Here is a 15484-nt window from a genome sequence, read left to right on the forward strand (position 1 = left end):
TGCGTCGACCTTTCTAGTTCGCGGGAGGAAGCGGGGCGGGATTCGACACCGCCGGAACGGACCGGGGGTCCACGGCGGGCCGCGAACCGGAGACGTTGGGATGGCCGTCGATCGGAGCGCCGAGCGTGACGGCGATGTTGTCGATGAGCCGGGTAGTGCCCACCCTGGCCGCGATCAGCAACCTGGCGTTGCCCGCGGCCGGGGCGGGGCCCAGGGTGGCCGAGCGCAATTCCAGGTAGTCGACGTCCACGCCGGGCACGGCGTCGAGCACCTGACGGGCGGCCGCGAGCACCGCGTCGCCGCCGAGTCCGCCCGCGTGCTTGCCCGCCGACAGGGCGGCCGACAAGGCGAGCGCCGATTCGCGCTGCACGGGGTCGAGATAACGGTTCCGTGAGGACATGGCCAGGCCGTCGGCCTCACGGACGGTGACCACCGGCGTGATCTTCACGTCGAAGTTCAGATCGCGGACCATCTGCCGGATCAACGTGAGCTGCTGGTAGTCCTTCTCGCCGAAGAACGCCTCGGTCGGCCGCGCGATCTGCAGGAGCTTGGCGACCACGGTGAGCATGCCCGCGAAATGGGTCGGGCGGCTCGCCCCTTCCAGCTCCGCGCCGAGCGGGCCTGGCTGCACCGTGGTACGCGGGCCGTCCGGATACATGTCGGACGCGCTGGGCGCGAACACCAGCTCGACACCCTCCGCGCGCAACAACTCGACGTCGGCGTCCAGCGTGCGTGGGTACTTGTCCAGGTCTTCGTTCGCCCCGAACTGCAACGGGTTGACGAAGATCGAGACGATGACCACCTGGTTGGTCCGCTTGGCCAGCCGCACGATCTCCAGGTGGCCCTCGTGCAGCGCACCCATGGTCGGCACCAGCGCGACGGTACGGCCGACGCCGCGCAGCGCGGCGGACACCGCGCCGAGCACGGCGGGATCGTGGTGGACGGTCAGCGCACCGGGCCGGTAGGCGCCGCGCAGTTTCGGGTCCAACATCAGCGTCCTTCCAGCAGTTCGATGACGGCGGGGGCGGTGCCCGCGCGTTCCGCCGTGCGCAGCGACAGCGCGCGATACGCCTCGGCCAGCCTGGCGTCGACCGACGCCAACGCGGTCAGATGCGCGGCCACCGCGTCCGCGTCACCACGGGCGACCGGGCCGGTCAGCGCGGACTGGCCGCGCCGCAAGGCGTTGTCCAGCGCCGCCGATGCCAGGGGCGCGAGCAGACGCTCGGCCAGGCCGTTGGGCGACTCGTCCACCAGCTGCTGGCCCATCAGTCCGGGGCCGGCCAGGGCGGCGCGCAACGCGGCCACCGCGTCGACGATCACCGTGACCAGGTGATTGCTGCCATGCGCGAGCGCGGCGTGGTATAGCGGCCGGTTCTCCTCCGGCACCCGCACCGGCTCGCCGCCCATCTCGATCACCAGCGACTGCGCGATGGCGTAGCCGACCTCATCGGCGGCGGTGATGCCGAAGCACGCGTTGCCGAGGCGGTTCACGTCCTCGTCGTGTCCGGTGAAGGTCATGGCCGGGTGGATGGCCAGCGGAAGCGCGCCGATCTCGGCCAGGGGCGCGAGTACGCCGACGCCGTTCGCGCCGGACGTGTGCGCGACGATGGTGCCGGGACGGACGACTTCCGCGCCGGCCAGACCGCGAACCAGGCCGGGAAGCTCGGCGTCGGGCACGGCCAGCAACAGCAGCTCGCTGCGGGCGGCCACCTGTTCGATCGGCAGGATCTCCGAATCGGGCAGCCGGGTCCTGGCACGCCGCACCGACGCGTCGGAGATCGCGCAGACGCCGAACACGACGTGTCCGGCGCGCTCGAGTGCGACGCCCAATGCCGAGCCCACGCGTCCCGCCGAGACGATTCCCACCGTCAGGCGTGCGGGCGCGGGGTCGTAGCCCGAATCAGCGTTGTCGGAATTCACGCTTCTCGAGGTCAACGTTGTCCTCTCGATGTCGTTCCAGTCCCGCCATGCGGGTACCGGACGGTACGCCAAGAGGATATCTACAGGTGCTTCGCCGCCGCCACGGGGTGTCCGCGTGATCTAGGCCGCAGTGCCGGGCCGGGCCCCGGCTCCACTCACCGGCGGTCCCGCTCCTCCGATTGCAGGTTGGCCATGATCTCCGCGACCGAGAGACGACGCGACGGCGTCTCGTCGTCGCTTTCCGCCCGGCGGCGCCTGCGCGCGCTCGGCGTGCCCATGGCGGGTGCTGAGGCCGACCGAGAGGCCGGTTCCGGCGTCGGCTGGGGTCGTGCGGCGGGCTGGGTGGGTGGCTCGTCCAGCGGCTCCTCGTCCACCGTCTCGGTGAAGGCGTCGGCCCAGCCGCGCGGCTCGGCGTAGCGCGCCCGCTCCGCGTCGGCCTGGTCGGTGTCGTCGAGGGAGACGACGGCGGTCTCCGCGGTGACCGGATCATCGAAGGGGCTGGCGAAGACCGGTGGCTCGGGATGGTCGGGCTCGAAGATCGGCGTCATACTGCTACGCGGTTGCTGGTCGGCGAACATCGACCACATCCCGGCATTCGCGGAGCTATTGTTCCCCGATTCCGTGCCGGAGCTGGTCAGCTCCTGGATCCTGGTCGCGTCGGCGCGCAACGCGGGGCGATCCATCGGCAGATCGCCGTCGAACAGCCGCTGCAGGCTCTGCCGCAGCACGGTGAGCTCCGCGCGCAAGGCCGCGAGTTCGGTCGCGTCGGCGCCCACCTCCTCGCGGACCCGCGCCTCCACACCGAGCTCGTACTCGCGGCGCGCGGTGACCTCACGCTCCAGCTGCAACGCGTAGACGGTTTGCAGATCGCGGACCTTCGCCTTGTCGATCGTCGCCTCTTTGCGGTACTTCGTCGCAGCAAGAGCCCCGATCGCCGCGGCCCACAGGGCCGCGACCAGACCTACCCGTACGAACTCGACACTGTTGCTGAAGATCAGGAAAACACTGGCAACCAGACCGAGCACGATCAGGACGCCGACGAATAATTTTCCCGCCTCGTCCCGCCGTCCACGGGAAGTGCTGCTACGGGAGGGTGAAACCATGCCAGCCAGGGTAGCCAATTGCTTCGGCCACGCCCAGATTCCGGTTTTGTGATTAAGTTCGTGAAACTAGCTATGTAGTTGCCGCATCGTCGGTGGGATCCTCCGGCGCCCGGCAGCAGTACTCCAGCCAGAGGGCCGCAGCAACCAAAGCGAAGCCCGCCAGCATCCCGACGATCGCGCCGGGGCTGTCGGCCGCGGCCGCGCGCAAGGTGCCGCGCTGCGGGAGGACCCAGCACAGGAATCCGAGCCAGATACCCGCGGCGATCGAACCGACCTGCGCCGACGCCTTGGCCAACGCGACGGCGCGGGCCGCCGTGATCGGATGCAACTGGTGACGTCCATCGCCGATCTGGTGGTCGTTGACCCGCGCCCGGATGACGAAAGCGAGCACCGCTTCGATCGCGGCCACCGGATACAGCGAGGCGCCCGCGAAGATCGAGATCGGCGGGAAGCTGTCATAGGCCACCCGGGTGGCGATCCACGCGACGATCGCGGCGATCAGCACGTTCGCCACGAGGTCGAGTATGCGAGTCGGCTTCAGTTTCACGACGGCGCGCCCGTCAGCGAGAACTCGGTGCGACGCACCCCGGCGCGTTCCTCCGGATCGAGCCCGGCCAGCAGATCCGCGACAGCGTGCGGCACGCCGTCGACCTCGAGCACCGCGTCCGGCATCACGTCCAGCCACGGCGCCAGCACGAAGGCGCGCCGATGCGCCTGCGGGTGCGGCAGGATGAGATCCGGGTCGGCGCTACGGCACGCGACCGGCTCACCGCCGCGCAGTTCGGCGCACCACACCACGTCCACGTCGAGTGTGCGTGCGCCCCAGCGCACTTCACGCACCCGTCCCGAGGCCTGCTCCAGCTCCTGCCCGCGACGCAGCCAGTCGGCGCAGCCGAAGGCCGGATCCTCTACCAGCACAGCGGCATTGAGATAGTCGCCCTGCGGGACACCACCCCAGGGCGCGGTCGAATACACGGCGGAGACCGCCAGCACGCGATGGCCGAACCCGTCCAGGACGCTGCGCAGATGCGCGAGCCGATCACCCAGATTCGAACCGATGGACAGCACGGCACGGGTCATCGGCGCACCTCCGCGGCGCCCGGCACGGTGAAAAACACCGCGCCGCAGTTCCGCTCGCTCATCCGACGGGCTCCCCCCGGTGACGCGAGGTGATCACCCGCACATCGGCGAACGTGTGCGGGATCGGCGCGGACGGCTTGTGCAACACCACCTCGACCGACCGTATCCGCGGATCGGTCATGACATCGTCGGCGATCTCCGAGACCACCGTCTCGATGAGATTGCGCGGCGGACCCTGGACGATGCGCACCGCGCGTTCGGCCAACGCGCCGTAGTCCACGGTGGCCGCCAGGTCGTCGGACGCCGCGGCCACGTCGAAGTCCACCCATACCGTCAGGTCGACCAGGAACTCCTGGCCGTCGCGGCGCTCGTGCTCGAACACGCCGTGGTGCCCGTAGGCGCGCAGGCCGCGCAACTCGATGCGGTCGGCGCCGCGCCGGATCGCCGAATCACCCGGCGGCGCCTCGTCTTCGGCGTGGATCGGGGACCGGCTCATCATCGAGCTCCTTGCGCACTGGATCGGGCGGTGTCGTGCTGTTCGGCGCGCTGCCGTGCGGCATTCTGCCACGCGTCGGTGACCGTGATGGCGTCCAGCGAGGCGCGCACGTCGTGCACCCGCACACCCCACGCGCCGTGCACCGCGGCCAGCGCCGAGATGGTCGCGGTTGCCGTCTCCCTGCCGTCCGGTGGACGCGGCCCCGCCTCGTCGGCGAGCAGGGAGCCGAGAAAACGCTTGCGAGACGCCCCGATCAGGACCGGGAGCCCCTGCGCGACCAATTCCGGCAGCGCGCCGAGCAGAGCCCAGTTGTGTTCGGCGTTCTTCGCGAAGCCCAAGCCGGGGTCGAGAATCAGCCGGGACGACTCCACGCCCGCGGCGACGGCCGAGTCCACCTGCGCGGTCAACTCGGCGAGCACCTCCGCGACCACGTCGTCGTAGTGGTCCGCCGGTCCGGTGTGCCGGTAGTCGGCGCCCGCCCGCCAGTGCATGAGGATCCACGGGACCCGCGCGGAGGCGACCACGCGCACCATGTCGGCATCGGCGCGGCCGCCGGAGACGTCGTTCACCACCGACACCCCGGCTTCGATCGCGGCTTCGGCGACGGCGGCGCGCATGGTGTCCACGCTGGTCGGCACACCCGCCGCGACCAGTCCGCGGATGACCGGTGTCACCCGTGCGGTCTCGGTCGCCGCGTCGACGCGGACCGCGCCCGGCCTGGTCGACTCGCCGCCGACGTCGATGACGTCCGCACCCGCGGCGTGCAGCCGAACGCCGTGCGCGATGGCCAGCTCGGGATCGAGGTATCGCCCGCCGTCGGAGAACGAATCGCTGGTGACGTTCACCACACCCATCACCACACAGGAGCGCCCGTCGCGGGCGGCGAGGCTCTCGAAGCGCCTCGGTTCGGACACCGTGGGCCCGCTCACTTCCGCAGGATCAGATCGAGCGCCTCGGCGCGCGAGGCGGCGTTGGACTGCAGCAGTCCACGCACCGCGGAGGTGGTCGTGCTCGCGCCCGGCTTGCGGATGCCGCGCATCGCCATGCAGAGGTGCTCGGCCTCGACCACGACGATCGCTCCCCTCGGGTCCAGCTTGCGCATCACCGCGTCGGCGATCTGGCTGGTCAGCCGCTCCTGCACCTGCGGGCGCTTGGCGTACAGGTCGACCAGGCGGGCGAGTTTGGACAGGCCGGTGACCCGGCCGTGCGGACCGGGGATGTACCCGACATGGGCGACACCGTGGAAGGACACCAAGTGGTGCTCACAGGTGGAGTACATCGGAATGTCCCTGACCAGTACGAGTTCCTGATGGCCCTCGTCGAACGTGGTGTTGAGCACCGAATCCGGTTCCACATAGAGCCCGGCGAACGTCTCCCGGTAGGCCCGCGCGACCCGGGCGGGCGTGTCGAGCAGGCCGGGCCGGTCCGGGTCCTCACCGACGGCGATCAGCAACTCCCGTACCGCCGCTTCGGCTCGCGCCTGATCGAACGACCTGCCCGTTTCCAGTGCCACGAGGCCCGGCTCCGACAGGCCGATGTCGATGCCGTTGTGCTCCGCACTGTCCAGTTCGGCGACGGTGTGACCACCGCCATACTCGTTGGCCGACAATCGAGGACACCTCCAAACTCCCCGGGCGCCGGCAATCTCTCGGCACCCCAGATGGTCGAGCCTAATCGTCACAGGTCAGTGACGACCGTTCGGTCCATCCCAATCACCGTCGCCCTCGCCGTTCGGATTCGTCCGGCGCGGCTCGTCGTAACCGCCGTGGTCGCCGTACCCGTCCCTGTCATAGCCGCCTTCGGGCGAACCCTGCGGACCCCACGGCTGATAGCCGTGCCGCGGCTGCTGCGGGTCGCCCCAGCCGGGCTGACCCTGCTGCGGCTCGTCGCGCGGCGGCCAGCCGGGAGCGGACCAGCCCGCCGGAGCGCCGTAGTCCGGCCGCGAACCGTGCGTGCCCTGGCGCGGATAGGCCGGAGCGGGCGCCTGCGGCAGCGGGTAGCCGGGCGCGGACGGGCGGGGGTACTGCGGCGGAGCGCCGTAACCGCTCTCATGCGGCGGATACCCGTTGGCGGGCTGCGGCTCGCGCTGCGCGGACGCGGCCACCGGCTTCACCACCGGCTCCGGCGGCCACGACTCGCCGCGCTCGGCGGCCAGCTCGCCCGGGGTCTTCACCGGCGGCTTGTCCGAGGGGACGCGCTCGCCGAAATCGTTGAACGCGGTGATCCGCGGGCGCTTCTGCACGGAGGCGAGGATCTGCTCGAGATCCTTGCGGTGCAGCGTCTCCCGCTCCAACAGCGCGGTGGCCAGGTCGTCGAGCACGTCGCGGTACTCGTTCAGGATCGCCCACGCCTCGGTGTGCGCGGCCTCGATCAGGTTGCGCACCTCCACGTCGATCGCGCCCGCCACCTCGTGCGAATACTCCGAACCCATGCCCATCGAGCGGCCGAGGAACGGGTCGCCCTGCTCCTGGCCGTAGCGGACCGCGCCGAGCCGGGCGCTCATGCCGTACTCGGTGACCATCGCCCGGGCGATCTTGGTTGCCTGGTCGATATCGGAGGACGCGCCGGTGGTCGGCTCGTGGAACACCAGTTCCTCGGCCGCGCGGCCGCCCATCGCCATGACCAGGCGGGCGATCATCTCCGAGCGGGTCATCAGGCCCTTGTCGTCCTCGGGCACCGTCATGGCGTGGCCGCCGGTGCGACCGCGCGCCAGGATGGTGACCTTGTAGACCGGCTCGATGTCCGGCATCGCCCAGGCGGCCAAGGTGTGGCCGCCCTCGTGATAGGCGGTGATCTTCTTCTCGTGCTCGCTGATGATCCGGCTCTTGCGGCGCGGGCCGCCGATCACGCGGTCGACCGACTCCTCCAGCGATTCGCCGGTGATCACCGCGCCGTGCTCGCGGGCGGTGAGCAGCGCGGCCTCGTTGATGACGTTGGCGAGGTCCGCGCCGGACATGCCGACGGTGCGCTTGGCCAGGCCGTCCAGATCGGCATCCGGGGAGATCGGCTTGCCCTGCGAGTGCACCCGCAGGATGGCGCGGCGACCGGCGAGGTCCGGATTGCCGACCGGGATCTGCCGGTCGAAGCGGCCGGGACGCAGCAGCGCCGGGTCGAGGATGTCGGGGCGGTTGGTGGCGGCGATCAGGATGATGCCGGTGCGGTCGCCGAAGCCGTCCATCTCCACCAGCAGCTGGTTGAGGGTCTGCTCGCGCTCGTCGTGACCGCCGCCGAGGCCAGCGCCGCGCTGGCGGCCGACCGCGTCGATCTCGTCGACGAAGATGATGCAGGGGCTGTTCTGCTTGGCCTGCTCGAACAGGTCGCGCACGCGGGAGGCGCCGACGCCGACGAACATCTCTACGAAGTCCGAACCGGAGATGGTGAAGAACGGCACGCCTGCCTCGCCCGCGACGGCACGGGCCAGCAGGGTCTTACCGGTGCCGGGCGGACCGTAGAGCAGGACGCCCTTGGGGATCTTGGCGCCGAGGGCCTGGTAGCGGACCGGGTTCTGCAGGAAGTCCTTGATCTCGTAGAGTTCCTCGACCGCCTCGTCGGCTCCGGCCACGTCGGCGAACGTGGTCTTGGGCATGTCCTTGGACAGCTGCTTGGCCTTCGACTTGCCGAAGCCCATCATGCCGCCGCGGCCGCCGCCCTGCATGCGGGCCATCACGAAGATGAACAGGCCGAGCAGGATGACCATCGGCAGCACGAACAGCAGGATCTGGGTGAACCAGCTCTCCTGCTTGACCACGGTGTTGTACGGGGCGCCGGAGTTCTTCACGGCCGAGAAGATCTGGGCGGAGGTCTCGCTACCGCCCGGATACTTCGCGATGATCTTGTTCTGTCCGCCGGTGGCGTCGTTGCCGTCCTTCAGCTCGATGCGCAGCTGCTGCTCGCGATCATCGATCTGGACGTTCTGGACGTTGCTCTTGTTCTCGAGCTGGCTCAGGGCAACCGATGTATCGACGCTCTTCCAGCCCCGCGTGTCGTTGCCGAAGTAGCTGAACGCATAGATCACGAGCAAGATGCCCGAGACTATGGCCAGGGTGCGAAACACTGTCTTGCGGTTCATAGAGCGTCGGCCGGGGCGGCCAGTCCTTTCCGGTGTCTCCGGTTCTTGCCTAGCGATGCGTCTGGCGCGTCCGGTTCCGCAGGGGTTCGGATGCGGACAAGCCACGTTACCGCGTACGGTCTACTCGATACATCGCGTAGTTCGGCTGCAGGTGCAGTTAAAGAGGTAAACGGCCGGGGATCGACGGTGGTTCCCGATGTCTCCGGTTCGGCTTCCTCCAAGTGGCAACAATCATGGCATGTTCGGCCTATCGTGAGCGACGACACAACATCGCGGCGCGAGCGACGGGCACGTAGGCGGTAGCTCGCACACCACGAAAGGCCCCGGGAGCGCCGCAGACCAGACACGAGCGCAGGGGGTATGGACATAGTCGAGTTACGAACACCCACAGCGATACTGCGTCACGGCCGCGGCAGGTTGATCGTCTTGCGGCCCGGGTCCGACGGCGAGCGCGTGCTCGATGTCCCGGTCTCCGACCTGCTCAAGGTCCGGCTGAACCGGCGCGCGGACGACGCGGTGGTGATCGAGATCTATCTGCGCTACCCGACGCCCGTGCTCACCGGCGTCCCCGCGGACCGCACGCCACTTCCGGTGATCATCGCCGAGCACGACGTTCCCGCGGCCACCGAAATCGTCGACCGCATCAACGCGCACATCCTCGCCACCCAGCGCATCGACGTGGCGGCGCCGGACCTGCGCCCGCCTCCCCCCACCTGGGGACGTAGCGGCCCCACCCGCGCGGACGTGGAACGGGCGACGCGCAGGATGTCGCCGCGCCGTGAGGCGAAGCATGCGATAGCGGCTCTGCATCGTTACGTGACGCCGGACGAGTACGTCCTGGAGACCGCCGTCGCGGTCGCGCACCCTCCGGCGGGCAGCGGCTCCGGCCTGCTCGCCGCCACGACGACGCGGCTGCTGTTCATCGCGATCGGCGACAGCCGGTACGCGTACGAACTCCCGATTCCCGTGGTCGTATGGGCTCGCGTGACCGATACCCCCACCGCGGGGCGCGGCGAGATCGGCCCCGGACGCGGCGCGACCGGCGCCGAGGTACACGACGGCAGCCGCACGCTGCAATTCGCGGGCGTCGACCGCGCCGACACCGATCGGGTCATCTGCGCGGTGAACTTCGCGGTACGCCGGGAGTCCGCCGACGGCGCCGCTGGCCCCGCGGATCCCGGTGTGGCGCAGTTGTATTCGGAGTGGGAACTGCTGGTCGAGCGACACTCCCTCGGCATGGTCGACGACGCGCAGTTCCAACGTTACGGCCGCGGAATCCTGCGTTCACTCCCCGACGGGAGCTGAGTTCAGCGCGATCCGCCGCCACGGGCTGGTCGGACGCAGCCACAGCCGCAGCAGCTCCTTGCGGCGGTCGACGCCGCCGTTCTTCAGCTCGGCCAAGTCCTCGCAGGCCTGCCAATAGGTCCAGCCGGTGAGGTAGGCGTCGCCGAACTGGCGCCAGTTGCGGTACTTGCTCTGGGCCAGCGGCAGGGCGCGCGCCAGATAACTCCAGGCCACGTCAGCGTCGAGGTACCCGGCCGTGTAGGCCATCCTGGCCACCGCGACGACCCTGGCCAGATCCCAGGCGTGGATGTCACCCGGCAGCGGCCGGGCCAGATGGTCGGTGAATCCGATCTTGATCGCCTGCGACCAGATGTCGTAGTCGCGGACCAGCGCCTCGGGATTGTCCATCCCCCGGAACGCTCCGACCTGCCGCAGGAACGCCCGGTGCCGGTCGGCGCGCTCACCGAAGCGATCGCGCTCACTGGCGTTGATCGAGGCCGTCACCAGCGGGTGCACCAGCGCGTAGAGCGGGGCGTGCATGCCGTCGAGCAACTGCTCCATCGACGCCTGCGCCTCGGTGCCATCGGTGATGCCCCACGCGCCGGTGAGTGTGTCGATGGCCAGTTCACGCCGGTCACCGAGCGGATGCGCGCGTTCCGGGCCGAGCAGCAGCGCGTCATGGAAGGCGTCCCAGCGCGCGGAATAGAAGGCGCCGAGGGCCAGCGCCCGCAATTCGTCGTCGGATACCGCGGCGCCGGACCAGTGGTCTTCCTCCCGCTCGTCCAGCTCCGCGTACGGAAAGGTCGTCAAGGTGGGTACGCCGCGCGAAGACATGCCCCGATTGTTCCCTATCCCGCGCGGGGTACGCGCGGGATTCGCGGACGGCCACCTCTGTCGGTCGCGACGCCGGACCGCGGGCGCGTCCGCAGGGCGAATCGATTTCGGACTCCGTTGGTTCTTGCGCTGACGCATGTCGTGATCTGGGGCTAGTGTGCTCGCATGTGTAGAAACATCACCGTCCTGCGTGGTCTGGAGCCTGCCGCAACCGAGCAGGAAATCTATGCCGCCGCACTGCAGTACGTGCGCAAGGTCGGTGGCGTGTCCGGCCTGAGCTCGACCACCAAACCGGCCGTCGACAAGGCCGTCGCGGCCATCGCAAACGCGACCACCACCTTGCTCGCCGAGTTACCCGACCGCAGGGTGGCCCCGACCACCGAACCGCCGCTGCGCCGGATCGCCGCACGGGAGGCCGCGGCGGGAGAGTAGACAGGCGGCCGGTTCAGGGCAGTGCGTCGGCGCCGTAGACGGCGACGCACACCAGCGCGATCTCCAGCGGCAGACCGCGTTCTTCGATCGGATATCCCAAAAGCTGTTCGATCCGCTGCACGCGGTAGCGGACCGTGTTCTTGTGTACGCCGAGCACCTTCGCGGTGGCCTCCGGGCTGCGTTGGCTGCGCAGATAGGCGTGCAGCGTCTCGCGCAGCCGTGCGGCGTTCCCGTCGCGCGCCGCCAGCGCGCCCAGTTCCCGCTCGACCAGTCCTCGCATGGCCGCTTCGTCCGCACCGGCCAGATAGGCGATCTCCACCGTTCGATACCCGGTGACGCGCCGCCCGCCCGCGGGTGCGCGCTCCGCGACCTGCCGCGCGGCGACCGCTTCCCGATGACTGCGACGGAAACCGGCGATCCCCGCGGCGGGCACACCGAACGCCACCCGTACCGGCGCATCGACCTGCGCCGCGGTCAGCCGCTCCGCTTCGCCCGGCACCGCGAGTTCGGCGCCGTGTTCCCCGTCGTCCGATCCGGCCCACGCCCACATCGCGCTGGCGCCGGATGGAACGGTGAGCAGCCGCGCGCTGCCCAGCGCCGCGGCCAGCCGCGCCGCGACCCGATCCAGCAGTCCGGTCGCCTCCGCCTCCGCGCCTGCGGGTTCTCCGGTCGGCTCGTCGGTCCACAGCACGAAGGCCAGGTGCCGCTGGGAGAGCCGGTAGCCGAGCCGCACCGATGCCTGATCGACGTCCACGTGCTCGCCGTCCAGCAGCGCTCGGACGGTCTCGGCGCGACGGTTGAAGGCGGCGCGCAGCACCTGCTCGCGCTCCTCCATGTAGGTGTCGGTGAGCAACTCGACCGACGTGCTGATCCACTTGGTGGCCCGCTCGAACAGCCGCAGCAGCACCATGCGTTCGAGTTCCGGCGTCGCCCGCCGCTGCTCGACGACCTCGGTCATGTAGTCCAGCACCGCCTCCATGCCCACGTGATAGACCCGCAGCAGCAACCGCAGCTCGAAACCACGCCTGGCCACGCTGCGCGCGAACGCGTGCGCCTCCTCCGGGAGCGAGAACTCGAAGGTATCGCTGGCCAGGCGGCTGAGCACGATCCTGGCGTGCGCCCTGGTGCTGGCCGCGAGGTCGCGGCGCATATCGCGATCGGCTAGTTCGGGGATGCGCGCGATGATCACGTCGTCGAGCCGGGTGACGATGCGTTCGAGCACTTCGGCGCGCGTCGTCTCGTAGACGTACTCCGCGAGCCAGTCGCGCACTTCGTCGGGTGCGGGGCTCGGCCTGGCCGCGGCGCCCGGCGAAGGCCCAACGGTCATCGCCCTCTCCTCCGGCTCGGCGGATACCGAACCACCGCTTGTCTCACGGACACAAAATCACCCGTTTTCCTTGATGATCTGGGCCAAGAAAGTCTGTTTGGATTGTGTCACGATCATAGTTCAGTGGCCTGTCTCACAGCAGTCAGCAGACCGCGGTTCAACACGACGTCAGTGGGAGAACAGCAGTGACCAACACCGAACCAGCGCCCGCGACCGAGAAGGCGCGGGCACGCGAAACGACCGCGAAGAAGGACGGTCCCGCCCTCATCGAAGTGCGCAATCCCGGCACGGGCGAGGTCGTCGGCACGGTGCCGGACGAGACCGCGGACGCGGTCGCGGCCAAGGTCCGCGAACTGCGGCTGTACCAGCCGGAGTGGGAGGCGATCGGCCCCGAAGGGCGCAAGGTCTGGCTGCTGAAGTTCCAGGACTGGTTGATCGACAACACCGACCGCCTTGCCGCCGTGCTGCAGTCGGAGACCGCCAAGCCCCGGGTGGACGCCCTGATCGATCCGGGTTTCGCGACCGATCTGATCGGCTACTACGCCCGCCGCGCGGCGAAGTTCCTCGCCGACGACCACCCGTCACCGCACAGCCCGCTGGCCCGCGTCAAACGCTTGACCACGGTCTACCGGCCCTATCCGGTGGTCGGCGTCATCACGCCGTGGAACTTCCCGCTGGCCATGCCGGTGATGGACGTGATCCCGGCGCTCGCGGCCGGGGCGGCCGTCATCCTCAAGCCCTCCGAGGTGACCCCGCTCTCCGCGATCGAACTGGCCAAAGGCTGGGCGGAGATCGGCGCGCCGCCGATCTTCGCGGTGGTCACCGGCGCGGGCGCGACCGGAGCGGCCGTGGTGGGCAACGCCGACTACATCCAGTTCACCGGTTCCACCGCGACCGGCCGCAAGATCGCCGCCGCGTGCGTGGAACGGATGGTGCCCTACAGCCTGGAACTCGGCGGCAAGGATCCGGCGATCGTCCTGGCCGACGCCGACCTGGATCGCGCCGCGCACGGCATCGCCTTCGGTGGCATGTTCAACTCCGGCCAGGTCTGCATCTCCGTGGAGCGGGTGTACGTCGAAGCGCCGGTGTACGACGAGTTCGTCGCCAAACTCACCGCCAATGTGCAGGCGCTACGCCAAGGCCTGGACGGACGCGAGTCGAAATACGACGTGGGAGCGCTGGCCAACGAGAATCAGGCGGCCATCGTGCAGCGCCACGTCGACGAGGCCGTCGCGGCGGGCGCCAAGGTGCTCACCGGGGGCAAGCGGGCCGGATTCGGCACCGCCTTCGAGCCGACCGTGCTGGTCGATGTCGACCACACCATGTCCTGCGTCACCGAGGAGACCTTCGGCCCGACGCTGCCGGTGATGAAGGTGGCCGACGAGTCCGAGGCGATCCGGCTGGCCAACGACTCGGTGTACGGCCTGTCGGCCTCGGTGTGGACCGGCGACAAAGAGCGCGGCGAACGGATCGCACGGCAGCTGAACGCGGGCGCGGTCAACATCAACGACGTCTTCGCCAACCTGTTCAGTTACGCCCTGCCCATGGGCGGCTGGGGGCTGTCCGGCGTCGGCGCCCGCTGGGGCGGCGCGAACGGCGTGCGCAAGTACTGCCGCCAGCAGGCGATCACCACGCCGATCCTGCCGACGCAGCAGAAGGAACTGTTCTGGTACCCCTACTCGATGCCGAAGCTGCTGTTCGCGCTCGGCGCCATGCGCGCGGCAGGCGCCCGCGGGCTGCGCCGCCTCGACCTTCCGGCCCTGCTGAAGCTCAAAAGGGGCGACAAGTGACCCAACAAGCGAAGCAGATCCGCGGCAAGGTCGTGGTGATCACCGGTGGGGCACGCGGCATCGGACTCGCCACCGCGACCGCGCTACAGGCTCTCGGCGCGCAGATCGCGATCGGCGATATCGACGAGACCACGGTCAAGGAGTCGGGCACGGCACGCGGTTTCGAGCTCTACGGCAAGCTCGACGTTACCGATCAGGAGTCGTTCGACGGCTTCCTCGACGAGGTGGAGCGGACCCTCGGCCCGATCGACGTGCTGATCAACAACGCGGGCATCATGCCGACCGGCAAGCTGGTGGACGAGCCGGACCCGCTGACCCGCCGGATCCTGGACATCAACGTCTACGGCGTGATCCTGGGCTGCAAGCTGGCGCTGCGCCGGATGCTGCCGCGCGGCGGCGGGCACATCATCAACATCGCCTCACTGGCCGGCGAGACCCATATCCCCGGCCTGGCCACCTACAACGCCAGCAAGCACGCGGTGCTCGGCTTCACCGACACGCTGCGGGAGGAGTACCGCGGCACCGGCGTGCGCTTCTCCTCGGTACTGCCCACGCTGACCAACACCGAGCTCGGATCCGGCGTCACCGCGCCCAAGCTGCTGCGCGCCGCGGAGCCGGAGGAGATCGCCGACGCCGTCGCGAAGCTGATCGTCGCGCCGAAGTCGAAGGTCAGGGTGACCGCGGTGGCCGGGTTCATCGCCCAGTTCGTCGGCCTGCTGCCGGAATCGCTCGGTGACGGCATCGGCCGCGCGCTCGGATCCGGCCGCGCCTTCCTCGACGACGTCGACGCCGAGAAGCGCAAGGCCTACGAGGAGCGCGTGCGCGGCGCGTGAGCGGGTCGGGAAGCAGGGGCGCCGCGGCTGGGATTCGTCTCGGCCGCGGCGCCCCGCCGTGTTCGGGGGCACATCGGGAGCCCCACACACCGACGGCATTGTGAGGAAAATCACGCGCGCACTCGCTGACATCCCGAAGCCGGTCAGCGGCAAATTCTCAGCCGATCCTCGGCGGCCCCAAACGCGTCCACAATCCGCCACAAAGACTCCCGGTTCGCTCTCGTTCATGCTGGTCAACTGCCCAAATCGAAGAACCCGACGGTAAACGGCCACGGCATGCCGAAAATTCGCTATCCGCCTGGTGCGCAGCACCATC

15 protein-coding genes are annotated in these 15484 nt (G+C 69.6%); 4 read left to right on the forward strand and 11 right to left on the reverse strand.

The genetic code is table 11. From position 1 onward, the window contains the following. Window positions 1–13 precede the first annotated feature (13 nt). From panC to ftsH, 9 genes are all read right to left on the reverse strand, one after another. A complete protein-coding gene (gene panC / locus ACWESM_RS07225; protein ID WP_356963551.1) occupies window positions 14–991 on the reverse strand; it encodes a pantoate--beta-alanine ligase in 978 nt (325 codons plus the stop codon). Further along, window positions 991–1935 (reverse strand): Rossmann-like and DUF2520 domain-containing protein, encoded by a 945-nt coding sequence (locus ACWESM_RS07230; protein ID WP_452491105.1) that lies wholly within the window; start codon window positions 1933–1935, stop codon window positions 991–993. The genes panC and ACWESM_RS07230 overlap by 1 nt, the downstream gene beginning before the upstream one ends. A 140-nt stretch (window positions 1936–2075) precedes the next feature. Then, the gene (locus ACWESM_RS07235) at window positions 2076–3023 is read right to left on the reverse strand and encodes a DUF6779 domain-containing protein (RefSeq protein ID WP_364436043.1); all 948 of its coding nucleotides are present in this window, start codon (window positions 3021–3023) and stop codon (window positions 2076–2078) included. Between the two features lie 70 nt (window positions 3024–3093). Next, window positions 3094–3564 carry a DUF3180 domain-containing protein gene (locus tag ACWESM_RS07240; protein WP_355079262.1) on the reverse strand — a complete coding sequence of 157 codons (471 nt, stop codon included), beginning with the start codon at window positions 3562–3564 and terminating at the stop codon, window positions 3094–3096. 2 nt (window positions 3565–3566) lie between these two features. Next, window positions 3567–4103 (reverse strand): 2-amino-4-hydroxy-6-hydroxymethyldihydropteridine diphosphokinase, encoded by a 537-nt coding sequence (folK, locus tag ACWESM_RS07245; protein ID WP_364436040.1) that lies wholly within the window; start codon window positions 4101–4103, stop codon window positions 3567–3569. Between the two features lie 58 nt (window positions 4104–4161). After that, the gene (gene folB / locus ACWESM_RS07250) at window positions 4162–4602 is read right to left on the reverse strand and encodes a dihydroneopterin aldolase (RefSeq protein WP_452491106.1); all 441 of its coding nucleotides are present in this window, start codon (window positions 4600–4602) and stop codon (window positions 4162–4164) included. Next, window positions 4599–5453 carry a dihydropteroate synthase gene (gene folP, locus ACWESM_RS07255; protein ID WP_397275339.1) on the reverse strand — a complete coding sequence of 285 codons (855 nt, stop codon included), beginning with the start codon at window positions 5451–5453 and terminating at the stop codon, window positions 4599–4601. Before folP ends, folB begins: the two co-directional genes overlap by 4 nt. A gap of 71 nt (window positions 5454–5524) precedes the next feature. Continuing rightward, window positions 5525–6166: a GTP cyclohydrolase I FolE gene (gene folE, locus ACWESM_RS07260; protein WP_379250824.1), complete on the reverse strand. Its 642-nt coding sequence runs from the start codon at window positions 6164–6166 to the stop codon at window positions 5525–5527. 117 nt (window positions 6167–6283) lie between these two features. Continuing rightward, window positions 6284–8668 (reverse strand): ATP-dependent zinc metalloprotease FtsH, encoded by a 2385-nt coding sequence (ftsH, locus tag ACWESM_RS07265; protein ID WP_355079156.1) that lies wholly within the window; start codon window positions 8666–8668, stop codon window positions 6284–6286. 360 nt (window positions 8669–9028) lie between these two features. On the opposite strand from ftsH, the gene ACWESM_RS07270 reads away from it, so the two are divergent. After that, complete coding sequence (locus ACWESM_RS07270; RefSeq protein WP_452491107.1) at window positions 9029–9973, forward strand: hypothetical protein; 945 nt, start codon at window positions 9029–9031, stop codon at window positions 9971–9973. Here ACWESM_RS07270 and ACWESM_RS07275 read toward each other — a convergent pair. After that, entirely contained in the window at window positions 9953–10786 is an 834-nt protein-coding gene (locus ACWESM_RS07275; RefSeq protein WP_355079160.1) for a DUF1266 domain-containing protein, read from the reverse strand. The genes ACWESM_RS07270 and ACWESM_RS07275 overlap by 21 nt on opposite strands. Before the next feature lie 165 nt (window positions 10787–10951). Here ACWESM_RS07275 and ACWESM_RS07280 point away from each other — a divergent pair, with 165 nt between their 5' ends. Next, window positions 10952–11218, forward strand: coding sequence for a DUF2277 domain-containing protein (locus ACWESM_RS07280; RefSeq protein ID WP_067794607.1), 267 nt, complete (start codon window positions 10952–10954; stop codon window positions 11216–11218). 13 nt (window positions 11219–11231) lie between these two features. On the opposite strand, the gene ACWESM_RS07285 is transcribed toward ACWESM_RS07280, so the two are convergent. Then, window positions 11232–12545, reverse strand: coding sequence for a PucR family transcriptional regulator (locus ACWESM_RS07285; RefSeq protein ID WP_355079163.1), 1314 nt, complete (start codon window positions 12543–12545; stop codon window positions 11232–11234). Between the two features lie 185 nt (window positions 12546–12730). Here ACWESM_RS07285 and ACWESM_RS07290 point away from each other — a divergent pair, with 185 nt between their 5' ends. Continuing rightward, window positions 12731–14335 (forward strand): aldehyde dehydrogenase family protein, encoded by a 1605-nt coding sequence (locus ACWESM_RS07290; protein WP_452491108.1) that lies wholly within the window; start codon window positions 12731–12733, stop codon window positions 14333–14335. After that, on the forward strand, window positions 14332–15168 hold the full coding sequence (locus tag ACWESM_RS07295; RefSeq protein ID WP_364436023.1) for an SDR family oxidoreductase: 837 nt from the start codon (window positions 14332–14334) through the stop codon (window positions 15166–15168). The genes ACWESM_RS07290 and ACWESM_RS07295 overlap by 4 nt, the downstream gene beginning before the upstream one ends. Window positions 15169–15484: the final 316 nt, after the last annotated feature.

The organism is Nocardia sp. NPDC003999 (assembly GCF_053604885.1).